General features: G+C 67.5%; 16 protein-coding genes and 1 pseudogene. 9 read left to right on the top strand and 8 right to left on the bottom strand.

Annotated elements, in window-relative coordinates:
• The first annotated feature begins 112 nt into the window (after positions 1-112).
• Positions 113-1,714, top strand: coding sequence for a 5-guanidino-2-oxopentanoate decarboxylase (locus EA796_RS10345; RefSeq protein ID WP_122108550.1), 1,602 nt, complete (start codon positions 113-115; stop codon positions 1,712-1,714).
• Between the two features lie 420 nt (positions 1,715-2,134).
• Positions 2,135-2,863: an MBL fold metallo-hydrolase gene (locus EA796_RS10350; protein ID WP_122108551.1), complete on the top strand. Its 729-nt coding sequence runs from the start codon at positions 2,135-2,137 to the stop codon at positions 2,861-2,863.
• Between the two features lie 39 nt (positions 2,864-2,902).
• Here EA796_RS10350 and EA796_RS23425 read toward each other — a convergent pair whose 3' ends face one another.
• Together EA796_RS23425 and aceK are read right to left on the bottom strand one after the other, a co-directional pair.
• Entirely contained in the window at positions 2,903-3,034 is a 132-nt protein-coding gene (locus EA796_RS23425) for a hypothetical protein (RefSeq protein ID WP_256679201.1), read from the bottom strand.
• Between the two features lie 92 nt (positions 3,035-3,126).
• Complete coding sequence (aceK, locus tag EA796_RS10355) at positions 3,127-4,845, bottom strand: bifunctional isocitrate dehydrogenase kinase/phosphatase (RefSeq protein WP_122108552.1); 1,719 nt, start codon at positions 4,843-4,845, stop codon at positions 3,127-3,129.
• A gap of 211 nt (positions 4,846-5,056) precedes the next feature.
• Here aceK and EA796_RS10360 point away from each other — a divergent pair, with 211 nt between their 5' ends.
• Positions 5,057-5,947 (top strand): DMT family transporter, encoded by an 891-nt coding sequence (locus EA796_RS10360; RefSeq protein ID WP_122108553.1) that lies wholly within the window; start codon positions 5,057-5,059, stop codon positions 5,945-5,947.
• Between the two features lie 72 nt (positions 5,948-6,019).
• Here the strand turns inward: EA796_RS10360 and cysK are convergent, their stop codons facing one another.
• Positions 6,020-6,994 (bottom strand): cysteine synthase A, encoded by a 975-nt coding sequence (gene cysK, locus EA796_RS10365; protein ID WP_021444876.1) that lies wholly within the window; start codon positions 6,992-6,994, stop codon positions 6,020-6,022.
• A 208-nt stretch (positions 6,995-7,202) separates the two neighbouring features.
• Here cysK and EA796_RS10370 point away from each other — a divergent pair, with 208 nt between their 5' ends.
• The gene (locus EA796_RS10370) at positions 7,203-8,048 is read left to right on the top strand and encodes a MoxR family ATPase (protein ID WP_122108554.1); all 846 of its coding nucleotides are present in this window, start codon (positions 7,203-7,205) and stop codon (positions 8,046-8,048) included.
• A gap of 188 nt (positions 8,049-8,236) precedes the next feature.
• The gene (locus tag EA796_RS10375) at positions 8,237-9,415 is read left to right on the top strand and encodes a VWA domain-containing protein (RefSeq protein ID WP_122108555.1); all 1,179 of its coding nucleotides are present in this window, start codon (positions 8,237-8,239) and stop codon (positions 9,413-9,415) included.
• Positions 9,416-9,422: 7 nt separating this feature from the next.
• On the opposite strand, the gene EA796_RS10380 is transcribed toward EA796_RS10375, so the two are convergent.
• From EA796_RS10380 to EA796_RS10395, 4 genes are read right to left on the bottom strand one after another with little or no spacing between them, the layout of a single operon-like run.
• Entirely contained in the window at positions 9,423-9,947 is a 525-nt protein-coding gene (locus tag EA796_RS10380) for a DUF2937 family protein (protein ID WP_122108556.1), read from the bottom strand.
• Positions 9,948-9,961: 14 nt separating this feature from the next.
• The gene (locus EA796_RS10385; protein WP_021444880.1) at positions 9,962-10,735 is read right to left on the bottom strand and encodes a class II glutamine amidotransferase; all 774 of its coding nucleotides are present in this window, start codon (positions 10,733-10,735) and stop codon (positions 9,962-9,964) included.
• A 4-nt stretch (positions 10,736-10,739) separates the two neighbouring features.
• Entirely contained in the window at positions 10,740-11,186 is a 447-nt protein-coding gene (locus EA796_RS10390; RefSeq protein WP_122108557.1) for an HIT family protein, read from the bottom strand.
• A gap of 58 nt (positions 11,187-11,244) precedes the next feature.
• Entirely contained in the window at positions 11,245-11,709 is a 465-nt protein-coding gene (locus tag EA796_RS10395; RefSeq protein ID WP_122108558.1) for an MFS transporter, read from the bottom strand.
• Positions 11,710-11,823: 114 nt separating this feature from the next.
• Between EA796_RS10395 and EA796_RS10400 the strand changes: the two genes are divergently transcribed.
• The 4 genes and pseudogenes from EA796_RS10400 to EA796_RS10410 all read left to right on the top strand — a co-directional run bounded on the left by EA796_RS10400 (position 11,824) and on the right by EA796_RS10410 (position 16,196).
• On the top strand, positions 11,824-13,866 hold the full coding sequence (locus tag EA796_RS10400; RefSeq protein ID WP_122108559.1) for a S9 family peptidase: 2,043 nt from the start codon (positions 11,824-11,826) through the stop codon (positions 13,864-13,866).
• A 113-nt stretch (positions 13,867-13,979) separates the two neighbouring features.
• A pseudogene (locus EA796_RS23700) lies at positions 13,980-14,486 on the top strand (Tar ligand binding domain-containing protein); the annotation flags it as partial.
• Positions 14,487-14,888: 402 nt separating this feature from the next.
• Positions 14,889-15,602 (top strand): methyl-accepting chemotaxis protein, encoded by a 714-nt coding sequence (locus tag EA796_RS23705; protein WP_371921466.1) that lies wholly within the window; start codon positions 14,889-14,891, stop codon positions 15,600-15,602.
• Positions 15,603-15,725: 123 nt separating this feature from the next.
• Positions 15,726-16,196: a cyclic nucleotide-binding domain-containing protein gene (locus EA796_RS10410; protein WP_122108561.1), complete on the top strand. Its 471-nt coding sequence runs from the start codon at positions 15,726-15,728 to the stop codon at positions 16,194-16,196.
• 105 nt (positions 16,197-16,301) lie between these two features.
• Here EA796_RS10410 and EA796_RS10415 read toward each other — a convergent pair whose 3' ends face one another.
• On the bottom strand, positions 16,302-17,972 hold the full coding sequence (locus EA796_RS10415; protein WP_122108562.1) for a glucan 1,4-alpha-maltotetraohydrolase domain-containing protein: 1,671 nt from the start codon (positions 17,970-17,972) through the stop codon (positions 16,302-16,304).
• Positions 17,973-18,159 lie beyond the last annotated feature (187 nt).

Raw genomic sequence — 18,159 nt, forward strand, 5'->3', positions numbered from 1 at the left:
CCGCATGGCGGACATGCCAACGGCTTGTCCGCCTCTGGGCGAGTGACGGTGGACCAGGCCGCGCCCTGTCCACCCTGCATAGCGCGATCAGCGCCATTGAAGGATTCTCAACATGACCACCTGCGGCGAATTTCTCGTCAAGCAACTGGAAGCCTGGGGCGTCGACACTGTGTTCGGCATCCCCGGCGTGCACACCGTGGAGCTGTACCGCGGCCTGCCGCATAGCGGCATTCGCCATATCACCCCGCGCCACGAACAGGGCGCCGGCTTTATGGCCGACGGCTATGCGCGGGTGTCCGGCAAGCCGGGGGTGTGCTTCATCATCACCGGCCCGGGGATGACCAATATCCTCACCGCCATGGGCCAGGCCTACGCCGATTCGATCCCCATGCTGGTGATCTCCAGCGTCAACGAGCGCGCGCGCCTCGGCCTGGGCAAGGGCTACCTGCACGAGCTGCCCAACCAGCGTGCCATGAGCGCCGGGGTCACCGCCTTCAGCCATACCCTGATGAGCGTCGAAGAGCTGCCCGGCGTCCTGGCCCGCGCCTTCGCCGTGTTCGAGGGCGAGCGTCCGCGGCCGGTGCATATCGAGCTGCCGCTGGACATCATCACCGCCGACGCCAGCCATATGCGCCTGGCGGCCAGGCCGCGGGTCGAGCGCCCGGCACCGAATCGCACGCTGATCCGCGACGCCGCCGCCCTGCTGAAGAACGCCCAGCGCCCGCTGCTGCTGCTCGGTGGCGGCTGCGTGGCCGCCCAGGCCGAGGCCCGCGCCCTGGCCGCCAGCCTGGACGCGCCGACCGCGCTGACCATCAACGCCAAGGGCCTGCTGCCGCCGAATCATCCGCTGCTGCTGGGCAGCAACCAGTCGCTGCTGCCGGTGCGCCAGCTGGCGCTGGAGGCCGACGTGGTGCTGGCCATCGGCACCGAGCTGGGCGAGACCGACTACGACGTGGTGTTCGACGGCAACTTCAAACTGGGCGGCGCGCTGATCCGCGTGGATATCGACGCCCAGCAGCTGCAACGCAACTTCGCCCCGCACCTGGCGATCCAGGGCGACGCGCGCCTGGCCATGCGCATGCTGCTGGCCGAGCTCAACCCCTGCGAGCCCCGCGCCGACAGCCCCGGTGCCCGCCGCACGGCCGCCGTGCAGGCGCAGCTGGCCGAGGATTTCGCTGGCTGGGGGCATTACCGTCAGCTGTTCGACACAGTGCTGGAGGTGCTGCCCGAGGCGCGCTTCGTCGGCGACTCGACGCAGACGGTGTACAGCGGCAACCACCTGGTAGAACTGGACGGCGCGCGGCGCTGGTTCAACGCCTCCACCGGCTACGGCACCCTGGGCTACGGCCTGCCGGCGGCCATCGGCGCCAAGCTGGCCGAGCCGGGCCGCCCGGTGATCAGCCTGATGGGCGATGGCGGCCTGCAGTTCACCCTGCCCGAGCTGGCCAGCGCGGTGGAGGCCGGCGTCGGCATCATCGTGCTGCTGTGGAACAACTCGGGCTACGGCGAGATCAAGCGCTATATGCAGCGCCGCGATATCGAACCGCTTGGCGTGGATATCTACACCCCGGACCTGCTGGCCATCGCCCGCGGCTTCGGCTGCGCCGCCGAACGCGCGCGCGATCACGCGCACCTGGCCGAGCTGCTGAGCACCGCGCCGAGCGACCGACCGCTGATCATCGAAGTGCTGGAGCAAGCGCCCTTCCATCCTTGAACCACCCCGTAGCCCGGATGCAATCCGGGCTACGGCCATCAGCACAAGAACCGACGACGGCACCATCGCCCTCTAGCCGGGCCCCAGCCTGGTGGTCACGGGCATCCTCATCTGCGGCTGTCAGCGTTCGTCCTAACCGACAGCTTCGCCACTGGGTGCCGTTGCCGCGGGCGCAGCAGGCCTGACGCAGCCCCCGTATGAACCAGCTGGTGACCTCCACGGATGGAGGAAATGCGGCAAGCCAACTGGAGCGGTGGCTGCCATCCTTCACCGATCGCCAGCAAGCTGGCTCCTACAATTACCTGATCGGCAGCGGCGAGTCCGTAGCCCGGATGCAATCCGGGGTTGATCGGTGCGCACGACCTAGCCGCCCCCGCGCCCCCGAAAAAGCCGTGCGCGACCCAGCTTGAGGAAACAGCCATGAGAATCGTCACGCGCGATCAATGGTTCGAGGTGCGCCGCCTGGATGACGGCGTGCGCCTGATCCACGAGCCCTATGTGCGCCCCTTCTACCGCTGCAACATGTGGCATGTGCAGGGCCGCGAGCGCGACGCACTGATCGACTCCGGCTCGGGCCTGGTCAGCCTGCGCGAGCAGTTGCCCTGGCTCACCGACAAGCCGCTGCTGGCGGTGGCCAGCCATACCCATTTCGACCATATCGCCGGCCATCACGAATTCGCCGAGCGCCTGGTGCACCCGGCCGAGGCCGAGATACTCGCCGCACCGACCGGCGCCAATACCCTGGCCACGGCCTTCGTCGGCGACGAAATGTTCGAGGCCCATCCGGATTACCCGCTGTGCTACGCCGAGTATCGGGTCAAGGCGGCGCCGGCCACCCGTCTGATCGAGGATGGCGACGTGCTGGATCTGGGCAATCGGGTGTTGCAGGTGCTGCACACGCCCGGCCATTCGCCCGGCGGTATCAGCCTGTGGGAAGCGGCGACGCAGACGCTGTTTTCCGGCGACATCCTCTACGACGGCCCGCTGATCGAGGATGCCTACCATTCCAACCTGGAGGATTACGCGCGCAGCCTCGCGCGCCTGCGCGAACTGCCGGTGCGTGTCGTGCACGGCGGGCACTTTCCCAGCTTCTCCGGCGAGCGCATGCGCGCACTCATGGATGCCTGGTTCGCCCGCCACGCCCTGTAGGGTGCCGCGGGGCCGCACGCACCGCCCAGGACGAAGGGATCAGCGCCGCTGCGCCTCGCGGCGCAGACGCTCCTGCTCGGCCGGGTCGATTCGCAGGGGCTGGGCCCGGGGTGCGCCCCAGCCGAAGGCCAGCAGCAGCGCGTGCAGATGATGTTGCAGCTTGGCGAGCATGGTACGATCTCCTGCCAAGTTCATGAGAGATGGAGCCGGACGGCTCCTGTACTGAGCCTAGCCCCGCCGCCGGTGAATTCAACTGATCCCGATCAAGCGACCGGGCTCTTGCGCCGGTAGGGAAACACGTCGATCACCTTGCCCTGAACAATGGCCTCCTGCAGCCCCTTCCAGTAGTCGGCGTCGTACAGGTTGCCGTGCAACTGGCTGAACAGCCGGCGCTGCTTGATATCGGCGAACAGAAAAGGCGGGAACTCCTCGGGAAACACGTCCATCGGCCCTACCGAATACCAGGGCTCGGAGCTCATCTCGTCCTCGGGAAAGCGCGGCGGCGGGATGTGGCGGAAGTTCACCTCGGTGAGAAAGCAGATCTCGTCGTAGTCGTAGAACACCACACGACCGTGGCGGGTGACACCGAAGTTCTTCAGCAGCATGTCGCCGGGGAAGATATTCGCCGCCGCCAGCTGCTTGATCGCCAGGCCGTAGTCCTCCAGCGCCTCGCGCACCTGCGCCTCGTTGGCATTCTCCAGATAGAGGTTGAGCGGGGTCATGCGCCGCTCGGTCCAGCAGTGGCGCACCAGCACGGTATCGCCTTCGAGCACCACGGTGGAGGGCGCCACCTCCAGCAACTCGGCCAGGCACTCTGGCGCGAACTTGGCCTTGGGGAAGCGAAAATCGGCGAACTCCTGGGTATCGGCCAGGCGCCCAACACGGTCGACGCTCTTCACCAGGCGGTACTTCTCGATCACCGTCTTGCGATCGACGTTCTTCGCGTGCGAGAAGCGGTCCTTGATGATCTTGAACACGGTGTTGAAGCCCGGCAGGGTGAACACGCTCATCACCATGCCGCGCACGCCGGGAGCCATGACGAAGCGGTCGTCGCTGGTCGCCAGGTGGCCGATCAGCGCGCGGTAGAACTCCGACTTGCCGTGCTTGTAGAAGCCGATCGAGGTGTACAGCTCGGCGATGTGCTTGCCGGGCAGGATGCGCTTGAGGAAGCCGACGAACTCCGCCGGTACCGCCACATCCACCATGAAGTAGCTGCGGGTGAAGGAGAAGATGATCGACACCTCGGCCTCGTCGGTGATCAGCGCGTCGACCTGGATGCCGTGACCTTCGCGGTGCAGCAGCGGGATCGCCAGCGGCCACTGCTCGTCTCGGGTGTAGATGCGCCCCACCAGGTAGGCGCCCTTGTTGCGGTAGAGCACCGAGGAAAACAGCTCGATGCACAGCTCCGGGTCCTTGCACACCCAATCCGGCAGGCTGGCGCGCAACTGCTGCTCCAGCCGCTGCAGATCGCGCGGCAGGTCCTCGTAGGCCACGTCGAAACGGTGATCCTCGAAGATCGCCCGCAGCATGTCCGCCAGCTCGCCGGCCGGACGGTAGCTGCGCGTCTGCGCCGCGCCGGGGTGGCTGCGCAGCGACGGCCGAGTGGTGTGGACGAACATGCAGCCGTCGCTGATCAGGTCGTGGCTGAACAGGCTGCAGAAAATCGAGTTGAACCAGGTTTCCGCCAGCTCGTCGTCGAAACGCAGGTCGATCAGGGCGATATAGGCGCTCTTCACCAGCGGCCACTGGCCGACCTCGAGCAGCACCTCGTCGAAGACCTGCTGCAGGTGGTCGCGGGTCTCGCCGACCTTGTCCTCGTACAGGTTGATGCGCGCCGCCGAGGCCCGCTGCGCCTCCTGCCACTGCGCCAGCTCGAAGCGCGCGCGGGCGCCGTCGGTGATCTGGCGAAAGTGCTCGCGGTAGTCGTCGAAGCCGTCGAGGATCAGCTGCGCGATCTCGCCGGCCGGCCATTGCTGCGCCATGGAAGTGCCTCGCAAGGAAATGAGTGAAGCGAGCTTAGCCGCAAAGCCGGCAAAACGTAGCCCGGATGCAATGCGGGGACTATCGCCCAAGTCCTCCCGGATTTCATCCGGGCGACGGGCTAGCACAGGCCCCATTCGAAAGCGCGATGCGGATTGCCAGAACGGCGGCAGCCGGCAACACTCTCGCTCCCCACCTGCCGGATGCCCCGCCTTGCGTACCGCCGACCTACTCCGCCTGCTGCTGCTCGCCGCCATCTGGGGCGCCAGTTTCCTGTTCATGCGCGTCGCCGCGCCGGTGCTGGGCAGCATGCCCACCGCCTTCTTCCGCGCCAGCTTCGGCGCCCTCGGCCTGCTCGCCTTTCTGCTGCTGATGCGGGTGGGCTGGGATTTTCGCGGCAAGCTCAGGGCCTGCCTGCTGCTCGGGGTGATCAACGCCGGCCTGCCGTCGGCCATGTACTGCCTGGCCGCGCTGATCCTGCCGGCCGGCTACTCGGCGATCTTCAATGCGACGACGCCGTTGATGGGCGTGCTGATCGGCGCGCTGTTCTTCCACGAGGGCATCACCACGAGCAAGGCCGCCGGGGTGTTCCTCGGCCTGCTCGGCGTGGCGGTGCTGACCCGTACCGGGCCGGTGGCCTTCGACCTCGAGCTGTTGCTGGGCGCCGCCGCCTGCCTGGTGGCCACCACCTGCTACGGTTTCGCCGGCTTCCTTACCCGCCGCTGGATCGGCCAGCAGGGCGGCCTGGACAACCGCCTGACCGCCTTCGCCAGCCTGGTCGGTGCCAGCCTGTTCCTCACCCCGCTGTTCGCCGGCAGCCTGGCGCTGCAGGCGCCGCCCAGTTGGGGCGGAGCGAATGTATGGCTGTCGCTGGCCGGCCTCGGCCTGCTCTGCACCGCCTTCGCCTACGTGCTGTATTTCCGCCTGCTGGCCGATATCGGGCCGATCAAGGCCAGCACCACCACCTTCCTCATCCCGCCGTTCGGCGTGCTCTGGGGCGCCCTGCTGCTGGGCGAGCCGCTGAGCTGGGCCTACCTGCCGGGCTGCGCGCTGATCGGCGTGGCGCTGTGGCTGGTGGTCAGGCCGAGCATGGCCAGAACCTGAGCGGCGGAGCGCACGGCGTACCCTACGAAAAAGCCGCCCGAGGGCGGCTTTGTTATAAGGCGGTAATAATGACTATTGCTGCAGCTCCTGCTCGGTAAACAGCCCGTCGAACAGCATCGACGACAGGTAGCGTTCGCCGGAGTCCGGCAGGATCACCACCAGGGTCTTGCCCTGCATCTCCGGCTTCTCCGCCAGGCGCACCGCGGCGACCATCGCCGCACCGCAGGAGATGCCGCAGAGGATGCCCTCCTCGCGCATCAGGCGCAGGGCCATGGTCTTGGCCTCGTCGTCGGCCACCTGTTCGACCTGATCGACCATGGCCAGATCGAGGTTCTTCGGCACGAAGCCGGCACCGATGCCCTGGATCTTGTGCGGCGCCGGCTTGACCTCGGCGCCGGCCAGGGTCTGGCTGATCACCGGCGAGCCGATCGGCTCCACCGCCACCGAGAGGATCGGCTTGCCCTGAGTCTGCTTGATATAGCGCGACACCCCGGTGATGGTGCCGCCGGTGCCGACGCCGGCCACCAGCACGTCGATGGCGCCATCGGTGTCGCGCCAGATTTCCGGGCCAGTGGTCTTCTCGTGGATCGCCGGATTGGCCGGGTTGTCGAACTGCTGCGGCATGTAATAGGTGGCAGGATCGGAAGCAGCGATCTCGGCAGCCTTCTCGATAGCGCCCTTCATGCCCTTGGCCGGCTCGGTCAGCACCAGCTCGGCGCCGAGGGCCTTGAGCACTTTACGCCGCTCCAGGCTCATCGACGCCGGCATGGTCAGCAGCAGCTTGTAGCCGCGTGCGGCGGCGACGAAGGCCAGGCCGATGCCGGTGTTGCCCGAGGTCGGCTCGACTATGCACATGCCCGGCTTGAGCACGCCGCGCTCCTCGGCGTCCCAGATCATGCTGGCGCCGATGCGGCACTTGACCGAGTAGGCCGGGTTGCGCCCCTCGATCTTGGCCAGGATGGTGACCCCTTTCGGCCCCAGGCGGTTGATCATCACCAGCGGCGTGTTGCCGATGGCCTGGGCGTTGTCTGCAAAGATGCGGCTCATGTCGGAAGTCCTTGGCATGACGGGAAAAGCCTCAAGCCTATGCCTGCCGCCCGACGCCGTCCAGCCAGCAGACCGAAAGCCGGGTGACTCGCCATTCAGTGACTGAATACCGCGTCCACGTTCACAGCCGCCGGGCCTGCGCGTTATAGTCACCGTCTGAATCTCTGCAGCGGGCCGGCCCCGCGCGTTACCGTTCGAGGATTTTCCGATGAAGTTCGAAGGCACCCAGTCCTACGTCGCCACCGACGACCTCAAGCTCGCGGTCAACGCCGCCATCACCCTGCAGCGCCCGCTGCTGGTCAAGGGCGAGCCGGGCACCGGCAAGACCATGCTCGCCGAGCAGTTGGCCGAGGCCTTCGGCGCCAAGCTGATCACCTGGCACATCAAGTCCACCACCAAGGCCCACCAGGGCCTGTACGAGTACGATGCGGTCAGCCGCCTGCGCGATTCGCAGCTCGATTCCGATAAGGTCCACGACGTTCGCAACTACATCAAGAAAGGCAAGCTATGGGAGGCCTTCGAGGCCGACGAGCGGGTGATCCTCCTGATCGACGAGATCGACAAGGCCGACATCGAGTTCCCCAACGACCTGTTGCAGGAACTCGACAAGATGGAGTTCTACGTCTACGAAACCAACGAGACGATCAAGGCCAAGCAGCGCCCGATCATCATCATCACCTCGAACAACGAGAAGGAGCTGCCGGACGCCTTCCTGCGCCGCTGCTTCTTCCACTACATCGCCTTCCCCGACCGCGACACCCTCAAGCGCATCGTCGACGTGCATTACCCCAACATCAGCGGTGAGCTGGTGGCCGAGGCGCTCGACGTGTTCTTCGACGTGCGCAAGGTGCCGGGGCTGAAGAAGAAGCCCTCGACCAGCGAACTGGTGGACTGGCTCAAGCTCTTGATGGCCGACAATATCGGCGAGGCGGTGTTGCGCGAGCGCGATCCGACCAAGGCCATCCCGCCGCTGGCCGGCGCCCTGGTGAAGAACGAGCAGGACGTGATGCTGCTCGAACGCCTGGCCTTTATGGCACGCCGCGCTTCTCGGTAAAAATCGGGCTGCTGCGCGTCGGCTGGCGCGCAACCCACTCGATACAGAGCTCGCGAGCTAGAGCCAGGCAAGGCGAAAACGAGCTGAACAGCGCAGCGTACTGCAGTACGTGAGCATGGGCAGCGAGCTTTCAACGCCGCATGGCCGACGCGCAGCAGCCCGGCCAGAACTGACATGAGGGCGCAGCCATGCTGCTTAATTTGTTCAATGAAATGCGCGCGGCCAAGGTGCCGGTGTCGGTGCGCGAGCTGCTCGACCTGATCAACGCGCTCAAGCACAACGTCGTGTTCGCCGACATGGACGAGTTCTACTACCTGTCGCGCGCCATCCTGGTGAAGGACGAACGCCACTTCGACAAGTTCGACCGCGCCTTCGCCGCCTACTTCAAGGGCCTGGAGAACCTCGACCGGCATATCGAGGCGATGATCCCCGACGAGTGGCTGCGCAAGGAGTTCGAGCGCTTGCTGAGCGACGAGGAACGCGCGCAGATCCAGAGCCTGGGCGGCCTGGACAAGCTGATCGAGGAATTCAAGAAGCGCCTCGAAGAGCAGAAGGAAAAGCACGCCGGCGGCAACAAGTGGATCGGCACCGGCGGTACCAGCCCGTTCGGCTCCGGCGGCTACAACCCCGAGGGCATCCGCATCGGCGACGCCGGCAAGCGCCAGGGCAAAGCGGTCAAGGTGTGGGATCAGCGCGAGTACAAGAACCTCGACGACCAGGTCGAGCTGGGCACGCGCAATATCAAGGTGGCGCTGCGCCGCCTGCGCAAGTTCGCCCGCGAAGGCGCCGCCGAGGAACTGGATCTGGACGGCACCATCGACCACACCGCCAAGGACGGCGGCCTGCTCAATATCCAGATGCGCCCGGAGCGGCGCAACACGGTGAAACTCCTGCTGCTGCTGGATATCGGCGGTTCGATGGACGCCCACGTCAAGGTCTGCGAGGAGCTGTTCTCCGCCTGCAAGACCGAGTTCAAGCACCTGGAGTATTTCTACTTCCACAACTTCATCTACGAAAGCGTGTGGAAGAACAACATGCGCCGTACCAGCGAGCGCACCGCCACCCAGGACCTGCTGCACAAGTACGGCGCCGACTACAAGGTGGTGTTCGTCGGCGACGCGGCCATGGCGCCCTACGAGATCACCCAGGCCGGCGGCAGCGTCGAGCACTGGAACGAGGAAGCCGGTTACGTGTGGATGAAGCGCTTCATGGAGAAGTACAAGAAGCTCATCTGGATCAACCCCTACCCCAAGGACACCTGGAACTACACCGCCTCGACCAATATCGTCCGCGAGCTGATCGAGGACCGCATGTACCCCCTGACCCTGCAGGGCCTGGAAGACGGCATGAAGTTCCTGTCCAAATGACGGAGGTTCAGCGCCAGTGACGCTGCTGGGTGCGTCGCGTCCGCCCCATGCCCAGCATCCAGGCGAGCAGCAGCGCCAGCGACTCCGCCAGCCAGGCCAGCAGCAAGGCGCAGCTCAGGCCCCAGAGCATCGCCTCGGGAGTCAGCAGCACCTGGTAGCGGTAGGCGTCGAGGGTTTCCTCGAACAGTTCGCCGTCGGCGGCCGTGACCAGGTGCCAGGCCTGGGCGTACCAGGGCCCCTGCATGGCCTGCCACTCGCGCTCCAGCAAGGCCGCGCGCTGCACCAGGTGGGCCACGCTCTGCGCGTCGCTGCGCATCACCGCATCGTCGCTGACCCGGTAGTGCGCGACCAGCGCATCCAGGTCGCCCTTGAAGAAGCGCCGCGCGGTGTCCTGAAAGCCCTTGAGGCTCTGCTGCGACTCCAGGCGATGGGCCTCGACGCGCTTGCCGTAGTCATCGACGAAGCCCGGCACCTGCACGCCGAGCAGCAGACCGCAGGCGAACAGCGCCAAGCGCAGATAGCTTCGCAACATCCTTCCCCTCCTGCTCAAGCCTTGCCGTCGGCGATGCACTCGCCACGGCGCCACAGCCGCCACTCGCCCGGCTGGTACAGCGTCCATTGTTCGTTGTCGGTCAGCGGCTCGGTAGCGATCACCGTGACCACGTCGTTCGGCGTGGTTTCGGCCTGGAAATCCACCTTGAGGTCGGCGTCCTTGAGCTGCGCCGGGCCGAAGGGCGCGCGCCGGGTGATATGCGCCAGCTTGCTCGAACAGAAGCTGAACAGCCAGTCGCCGTCGCTGAGCAGGCAGTTGAACACGCCGAGCTGGCGGTAGCTGGCGCAGGCCGCCACCAGCACCGGCAGCAGCATCTCCACCGACACCGGCTCGGGAAAGGCGCGGCGCACCCGGTTGAGCAGGTCGCAGAAGGCCGCCTCGCTGTCGGTGTCGCCCACCGGCCGGTAGAAACTGGTGGCACCGACCAGGCCGGTCAGCTGGCCGTTGTGGGCGAAACACCAGTTGCGCCCCCACAACTCGCGCACGAAGGGATGGGTATTGGCCAGGCACACCTGGCCGACGTTGGCCTGGCGGATATGGCCGATCACTACCTCGCTCTTGATCGGGTAGCGCTGCACCAGCTGCGCCACCTCCGACTCGCTGCTCGCCCGCGGATCCTGGAACAGGCGCAGGCCCCGGCCTTCGTAGAAGCCGATGCCCCAGCCATCGCGGTGCGGCCCGGTGCGCCCGCCGCGCTGCATCAGCCCGGTGAAGCTGAAGACGATATCGGTGGGGACGTTGGCGCTCATGCCGAGCAATTCGCACATCGAGTCAGTTCTCCTCGCCGAGGGCACGGCGCAGTTGCTCGGCCTCGGATTGCAGGCGTGCCTGCAAACGCCGACGGCCCAGGGGCAGGAAACGCACCAGCAGGCGCCAGAGCAGCGCCGGCAGATCGCCGCGGCGCCGCGGGATCAGGTGCAGATGCAGGTGCGGCACGTGCTGGTTGGAATCGGGGCCGTCGTTGATCAGCAGGTTGATCCCCTCGCGGCCGTAGCCCGCCGCGCGCAACGCCGCCGCCATCTTGTCAGCCAGGGCCAGCAGACGGTCGCGCACTGCCGCCGGCAGATCCTCGAGGAAGGGGGCATGGGCGCGGCTGACGATCAGCACGTGCGCCGGGCGCATGGGAAAGATATCCAGCAGGACGATGAAATCCTCGTCCCGGTACAGTTGGTGCGCCGGCAAACGGCCGGCGGCGATGCCGCAGAATACGCAGTCCATGAGGCCTCCCATCCACGATGGCCATCATGCTGACCGGCTAACCGGCCAGGTGCAAGGGTCAGAGGCGCGGTTCCAGCCGGCCGCCGCGCTCGTAGCGCTGTGCCAGGCGCTCGTCGTCCTGTTCCATCAGCTCGCGCAGGGTGCGCGGGTCTTCGTCTTCCACCACAGTCTCCTCGCGGCGCCCCTGCCACCAGCGCTCGATGGGCCAGCGCACGGCGACGAAGACCAGGTACAGGGCGAAGGCGATCAGACTGTAGAGGGCCAGGTCGGCCACCGCCCGCCAGGCGTTGTTGCCCACCTTGAGCAGCAGGTCCATGGCGGTCACCGCGATGGCCGGGGCGAACAACTCGCGCGCCGGGTCGACTATGGTCGGGCTGAATAACAGCACCGCCACCAGCACCCGCAGCGGCTCGCGCAGGTAGCGCCACATCCAGCTGGTCATGCGCAGCCACACCAGCAGGCAGCCGAGGGCGGCGACGCCATAGGCGGCCCAGGCGAGCAGATAGTCGTTCTCGTTCATCATAAAGCGGCGATCCTGGCCTCGAAGTTGGCGGGGCTGACGGAGGGGCGCTTATGATAACGGCTTTTCCCCGGCCCGGCGCCCCTGCCGTCGGCTGCGCCGCCCTGGAGTCGTCGCATGATCGCTGCCCCCATCGCCCGCCAAGAATCCGGCGCCGACCCCTATCGCTGGCTGGAGAATCGCGATAGCGACGAGGTGCTCGACCACCTGCGCGCCGAGAATGCCTACCTGGAGGCCAAGCTGGCGCCGCAGCAGGCGCTGCGCGAGCGGCTGTTCGAAGAGATCAAGGGGCGCATCCGCGAAACCGACCTGTCGCTGCCGGTGCCCTGGGGCGACTACCTCTACTTCCAGCGCACCACCGCCGGCGACGAGTACCCGCGCCACTATCGCTGCCGCAAACCGGCGGACGGCTCGCTGACCCTCGACGCCGCCAGCGAGCAGCTGTTGCTCGACCCCAACGCCCTGGCCGGCGGCGGCTACCTGGCGCTCGGCGCCTTCAGCATCAGCCCGGACCAACGCCGCCTGGCCTACAGCCTGGATCGCAGCGGCGACGAGATCTACCGCCTGTTCGTCAAGGAGCTGGACAGCGGCCAGATCCAGGAGCTGCCCTTCGACGACTGCGACGGCAGCATGACCTGGGCGAACGACAGCCAGACGCTGTTCTTCACCGAACTGGACGACACCCACCGCCCCTACAAGCTGTACCGCCACCACCTCGGTACGGATGGCGCCGAAGCGGTGTTCGAGGAGGGCGACGGGCGCTTCTTCCTGCACTGCTACCGCTCCAGCTCCGAACGCCAGCTGATCCTCCAGCTCGGCAGCAAGACCACCAGCGAAGTCTGGGTACTGGATGCCGAACGGCCGCAGGACGCCTTCGTCTGCCTGGCGCCGCGCGAGGAAGGCCACGAGTACGACGTCGACCACGGTCTGCAGGACGGCGCCTGGAGCTGGCTGATCCGCAGCAACCAGAGCGGCATCAACTTCGCCCTCTACGCCGCCGACGAAGCCGCGCCGCAGCGCCCGCACTGGCGTGAAATCCGCGCTCACGACCCGGCGGTGATGCTCGAAGGCGTCACCCTCAACCGCGACGCCCTGGTGCTGAGCCTGCGCGAGGGCGGCCTGCCGGTGCTGGAAGTGCAGCCGCAGGGCGCGGCCGCCTACCGGGTGCAACTGCCGGACGCCGCCTACAGCCTGCACGTGCAGGACGGCCTGGAGTTCCACAGCACGGTGATCCGCCTGCGCTACGAGGCCCTCGGCCGCCCGGCGCAGATCCGCCAGCTGGAGCTGGCCACGGGCGCCCAGCAGGTGCTCAAGCAGACCCCAGTGGAAGGCCCCTTCGATGCCGAGGCCTACGAGAGCCGCCGGCTGTGGGCCACCGCGGCCGACGGCACGCAGGTGCCGATCAGCCTGGTAGCACGCCGCGAGGTGCTCGCCGCCGGCACGCCGGCGCCGCTCTACCTCTACGGCTACGGTGCCTACGGCGAGAGCCTCGATCCCTGGTTCTCCCATGCCCGCCTGAGCCTGCTCGATCGCGGTTTCGTCTTCGCCATCGCCCACGTGCGCGGCGGCGGCGAGATGGGCGAGGCCTGGTACCGCGCCGGCAAGCTGGAGCACAAGCCCAACACCTTCGGCGACTTCATCGCCTGCGCCGGACACCTGATCGACGCCGGCCTGACCACCCCGGTGCAGCTCGCCATCAGCGGCGGCAGCGCCGGCGGCCTGCTGATCGGCGCGGTGCTCAACCAGCGCCCGCAGCTGTTCGCCGCGGCCATCGCCGAGGTGCCCTTCGTCGACGTGCTCAACACCATGCTCAACCCGGAGCTGCCGCTGACGGTGACCGAGTACGACGAATGGGGCGACCCCAACCAGCCCGAGGTGTTCGCGCGGATCCAGGCCTACGCACCCTACGAGAACGTGCGCGCGCAGGCCTACCCGGCGATCCTCGCGGTGGCCGGCTACAACGACAGCCGCGTGCAGTACTGGGAAGCGGCCAAGTGGGTGGCGCGGCTGCGCGAGCGCAAGACCGACGCCAACCTGCTGCTGCTCAAGACCGATCTGGAGGCCGGCCACGGCGGCATGAGCGGGCGCTACCAGGGCATCCGCGACGTGGCCCTGGAATACGCGTTCCTGTTCAAGGTGCTGGGCCTCGCCGAAGGCTGACCGAGCAATCAGCTTTCGTTCGCCAACTGCGGAATCTGATCTAGGCTGAAGGCACGCTTATGGCGAAAGGCCATAAGCGTCCTTTTCCTGCCTGCCGCCAAGGAAGATCCGCCATGAAGAGTTGGAAGATTCGCACCCACCTGTTGCTGCTCGCCGGCGCCCTGCTCAGCGCCCTGCTGGCCGTCGGCCTGCTCGGCCTGCACGGGCTGAAAGCCACCGTCGGCGGGCTGCAGACCGTCTACCTGGATCGCGTGGTGCCGCTGCGCGACCTCAAGCTGATCGCCGACCTCTACGCGGTGAACATAGTCGACGCCACGCACAAGGCGCGCAGCGGCGAACTGACCAGCCACGCCGCGCAGCAACTGATCGAACAGGCCCAGCAGCGCATCGCGCAGACCTGGCAGGCCTACCTGGCCACCGAGCTGATCGCCGAGGAACGCCGCCTGATCGAGCAGATCGCCCCGCTGATGGAGCGCGCCGGGCCGCCGCTGGAGCAGTTGCAGAGCCTGCTCGCCCGCGGCGACCAGGCGGCACTGGAGCGCTTCGCCGGCAGCGAGCTGTACCCGCTGATCGACCCGCTGTCGGCCAAGTTCGCCGAGCTGATCGAGGTGCAACTGGTGGAGGCCAAGCACCAGTTCCAGCTGGGCGAGGCGGAGTACGCCGCCAATCTGCGCCTGAGCCTGGCCCTGCTGTTGCTCGCCCTGCTGCTGGGCTGCGCCCATGCGCTGTATTTCAGCCGCCGCCTCGGCCGCCAGCTGGGCGCCGAACCCGGCGAGCTGGAGGCGATCAGCGCGCGCATCGCCGCCGGTCGCCTGGATGGCGCGCCGGCGGACGGCCGCGCCAGCAGCGGGGTGATGAAGTCGGTGCAGGCCATGCGCCACGGCCTGCACGACGTGATCGGCAATATCGGCGAGGCCTCCGAGCAGATCGAGTGCGCCACCCTGCAGCTGGCCGCCTCCTCCGAACAGGTGCTCAACAGCGCCAATATCCAGAGCGACACCGCCGCGGCGATGGCCGCGACCATGGAGCAGCTGGCGGTGAGCATCAACCATATCGCCGAAAACGCCCAGCACACCCACGACCGCGCGCAGCAGGCCGGCGAGCTGACCGACAGCGGCCTGGCGGTGACCGGCCAGGCCATCGAAGAAATCCGCCGGGTCGCCGCCCTAGTGGCGCAGTGCTCGGCGGACATCCAACGATTGGCAGCACAATCGGGCAATATCGGCGCCATAGTCGAGGTGATTCGCGGTATTGCCGAGCAGACCAACCTGCTCGCGCTGAACGCCGCCATCGAGGCCGCGCGCGCCGGCGAGCAGGGCCGCGGTTTCGCCGTGGTCGCCGATGAGGTGCGCAGCCTGGCCGGACGCACCGCGCAATCCACCACCGAGATCGTCGCCCTGGTCGAGGCCATCCACGGCGGTGTGCGTCAGGCGCACGGCAGCATGGCGGCGACCTGCGCGGGCGTCGACAACGGCCTGCAGCTGGTCGAACGCAGCGCCGCGGCGATGGGTGAGATCCGCCAGGCGCTGGACGAATCGCTGCAGTCGGTCGGCAGCATCGCCACCGCCCTGCAGCAGCAGCGCGCCGCCAGCGAGCAGGTGGCGCAGAACGTCGAACAGGTGGCGCAGATAGTCGAGGAGAACTCCGCGGCGCAGGGCGGCATCGTCCAGGCCATCCGCGCGCTGCAGGGCATGTCGGAGCGCCTGCAGGGGGTAATGCGCCGCTTCAGCTTCTGAGCGCCCGTGCAGGCGAGAGCGTGAACGGCCTCGAGAAACGCCGCGGCAGGCGACCAACAGCGATTGGCAACGCCTGCCGTTGCGGCTAAGGTCGCCTCCCCGCTCTCGCCATACCGCCCGACCATGCCCGACACTTCCCACCTGATCGACGCCATCCGCGACATGCTGCTGGACTGCGGCCTGTTCGACCAACTGCCGGCCGGCGACGTACTCACCGCCGCCGGCTATTTCAGCCTGAGCAAGATCGACGAAGGCACGCTGATCTTCCGCGAGGGCGATGCCGGCACCTTCATGTGCATCCTCCAGCAGGGCGCCGTCTCGGTGCGCAAGACCAACGTCAGCGGCGAGGAGGTGGAGATCACCTGCCTGCGCAAGGGCCGCGCCTTCGGCGAAATGGCCGTGCTCGACGGCGAACGGCGCTCGGCCACCTGCGTCGCGGCCAGCGACAGCGTGCTGCTGACCCTGGGCAAGGACGCCCTGGACAAGATGCTGCAGGAAGCGCCGAGAGCCGCCGCCCAGGTCATCCGCGCCATTGCCGTGGGCATGTCGAAACGCCTGCGCATGGCCGATGGGCAACTGGTCAACCAGGTCTGAGCCGGGGTCCCGGCGGCGTCGGCTGGCCCGTAGAGTGAACACAGGGTGCATCCCTAGGGTTCGCGCCATCGGCGTCTTCCTCGGCCGCGCGCACCAACAAGTGGGCTAGAAACTCCCCGCCGTGCTGACCCCGGCCGTCACCATCACGGCGTTGTTGCCGCCCGGCTGCCAGGTCTTGACCTGCGCCGGGTTGCTTTCGCTGCGGATGATGCACTTCCACTGCACCTGCTGGCCGGCCGGCAGGGCGATGCTGCCCTTCCAGCTCGGGTAGGCGCTGGTGTCGCTCAGGCGCACGGCGCCGGCCGGGCTCCAATTGCCCAGCTGGGCGACATTGCCCACCGCGTAGACGCTGTCGCCCCACTGGGTCACGCCGTTGTCGCAGCGGAAGTCGACGCTGACCAGCTCGCCCTGCTCTTCGCCGCCGCCCTGACCGCTGCGCCAGATACGGATCGCGCCGTTATCGATGTTGAGCGCCTGGCTAAAATCGCCGCTGGCCACCTGGCCGGGCGAGGACAGGTTGGAGTCCAGGGCGATCAGCAGTTGCTGCTGGCTGCCGCTGATTGTCGCCACCAGGCCGGAGAACCCCGAGTGGAACTGGATCGCCGAGGCGGCCTTGACCCCGGCCGCACGGCGGATCTGGATCAGCTGGCGGATGAAGTCGCCATGGCCCCAGTCGTACATGTGCGGCCAGTACACCACCGGCGTGCCCGGGCTGCTGAGGATGTAGGCGTAGGCCTGCTTGAGGCGCGCGTCCGGCAGCGGCCAGTGGTGCTGGCCACCGTGCGGGCCGGGCGAATAGCCGGTGTCGTGGTTGTCGACGAAAGTCACCGCTACCTCACGCCAGCGCGCATCGGGGTTGCCGTTGAGGCCGTGGCGCCAGTCGGCGATGCCGCCGTTCTGCATGCGCTCCTTGAGGGCGAAGTCGAACACCGTGCACTTGGCGCGATCGGACCAGTCCTTGAGGATCTGCTGCCAGCTGGCACCGTGGCGCCAGTCCCAGCTCGGGTATTCGCCTGGCGCCTTCCACAGCTCGCCGAGGCAGAAGCCGTTGTCGTGGGCATCGCTCATCCAGCCGGCGACCCGCTCGCCGGCGTAGCCGCGGACGAAGTCGAAGCGAAAGCCGCCGGCGCCATACTGGCTACGCAGGTTGGCGAACTCGTCGCGGAACATCGCCTGGTTCTGCGGGTGGCCGGTGTTGAGGTCGGCGTCGCCGCCCATGAAGCGGTCGCCGTCGTCGCAGTCGTTGGCGTAATTGCCGGGATCATTGCAGTCGTGGCGCCACAGGCCCTGGCCGGCCGGCAGGTTGATCTGCTTGTCCGGATAGCCGCGGTTCATGTGGTTGGGCACCACGTCGTAGATGGGTTTGACCCCGGCGGCGTTGAGCGCAGTGGCGGCCTGCCTGAGCTGGCTGTCGCTGCCGTAGCGGCCGTTCTTGTCGAAGTCGTGCCAGAAGTAGCCTTCGCCGCCGCCCGAGGTGCCGTTGCCGGGGTCGCTCCAGCTGGAGAAGTCGCGCCAGGGCACCGGCATCCAGATCGCGCTGAAACCGTCGGCGGCCAGGGTCGGCGCCAGGCTGGCCAGGGTCGCGTACCAGTCGCTCGAGGTGGTGCGCACGGTGTTCCAGTGAAAGCCCTGGAGGATGATTTCGTCGCCGCCGTGATAGCGCACGCCGCTGGCGCTCTTGCCCGGCGCGTCGGCGGCACGCAGCAGATTGCCCCAGGGGTAGGCCAGCGGTACCAGGGCCAGGGTCAGGGCGGCCAGTCGCAGGTATCGGTTCATCTTGAAGCTCCGTTCTTGTCATTGTCGTGAGCATCCGACTACGGGGGCCAGCCCCCGGATGGACTGATCGGGCCGCGCGCGGGCGACCCGATCAGGGCAGCCTGCCGCCCCGTGCGCATACCCCCAACCTCCCCCGCGCACTTTCTCCCGGCGTAGGGCGCAGGCGTAGGACAGCCACGCCTGCGCC

Source organism: Pseudomonas sp. AOB-7 (genome assembly GCF_003696305.1).
Classification (GTDB): Bacteria; Pseudomonadota; Gammaproteobacteria; order Pseudomonadales; family Pseudomonadaceae; genus Aquipseudomonas.

Bases quoted from the DNA above. Each gene is read 5' to 3' on its own strand.
- EA796_RS10400 (WP_122108559.1), top strand. From the start codon at position 11,824: ATGATCGCTGCCCCCATCGCCCGCCAAGAATCCGGCGCCGACCCCTAT.
- EA796_RS10370 (WP_122108554.1), top strand. From the start codon at position 7,203: ATGAAGTTCGAAGGCACCCAGTCCTACGTCGCCACCGACGACCTCAAG.
- EA796_RS10380 (WP_122108556.1), bottom strand. From the start codon at position 9,947: ATGTTGCGAAGCTATCTGCGCTTGGCGCTGTTCGCCTGCGGTCTGCTG.
- EA796_RS10390 (WP_122108557.1), bottom strand. From the start codon at position 11,186: ATGGACTGCGTATTCTGCGGCATCGCCGCCGGCCGTTTGCCGGCGCAC.
- EA796_RS23425 (WP_256679201.1), bottom strand. From the start codon at position 3,034: ATGCTCGCCAAGCTGCAACATCATCTGCACGCGCTGCTGCTGGCCTTC.
- EA796_RS10375 (WP_122108555.1), top strand. From the start codon at position 8,237: ATGCTGCTTAATTTGTTCAATGAAATGCGCGCGGCCAAGGTGCCGGTG.
- EA796_RS10385 (WP_021444880.1), bottom strand. From the start codon at position 10,735: ATGTGCGAATTGCTCGGCATGAGCGCCAACGTCCCCACCGATATCGTC.
- EA796_RS10345 (WP_122108550.1), top strand. From the start codon at position 113: ATGACCACCTGCGGCGAATTTCTCGTCAAGCAACTGGAAGCCTGGGGC.
- EA796_RS10350 (WP_122108551.1), top strand. From the start codon at position 2,135: ATGAGAATCGTCACGCGCGATCAATGGTTCGAGGTGCGCCGCCTGGAT.
- aceK (WP_122108552.1), bottom strand. From the start codon at position 4,845: ATGGCGCAGCAATGGCCGGCCGGCGAGATCGCGCAGCTGATCCTCGAC.
- EA796_RS10395 (WP_122108558.1), bottom strand. From the start codon at position 11,709: ATGATGAACGAGAACGACTATCTGCTCGCCTGGGCCGCCTATGGCGTC.
- cysK (WP_021444876.1), bottom strand. From the start codon at position 6,994: ATGAGCCGCATCTTTGCAGACAACGCCCAGGCCATCGGCAACACGCCG.
- EA796_RS23705 (WP_371921466.1), top strand. From the start codon at position 14,889: ATGGAGCAGCTGGCGGTGAGCATCAACCATATCGCCGAAAACGCCCAG.
- EA796_RS10410 (WP_122108561.1), top strand. From the start codon at position 15,726: ATGCCCGACACTTCCCACCTGATCGACGCCATCCGCGACATGCTGCTG.
- EA796_RS10415 (WP_122108562.1), bottom strand. From the start codon at position 17,972: ATGAACCGATACCTGCGACTGGCCGCCCTGACCCTGGCCCTGGTACCG.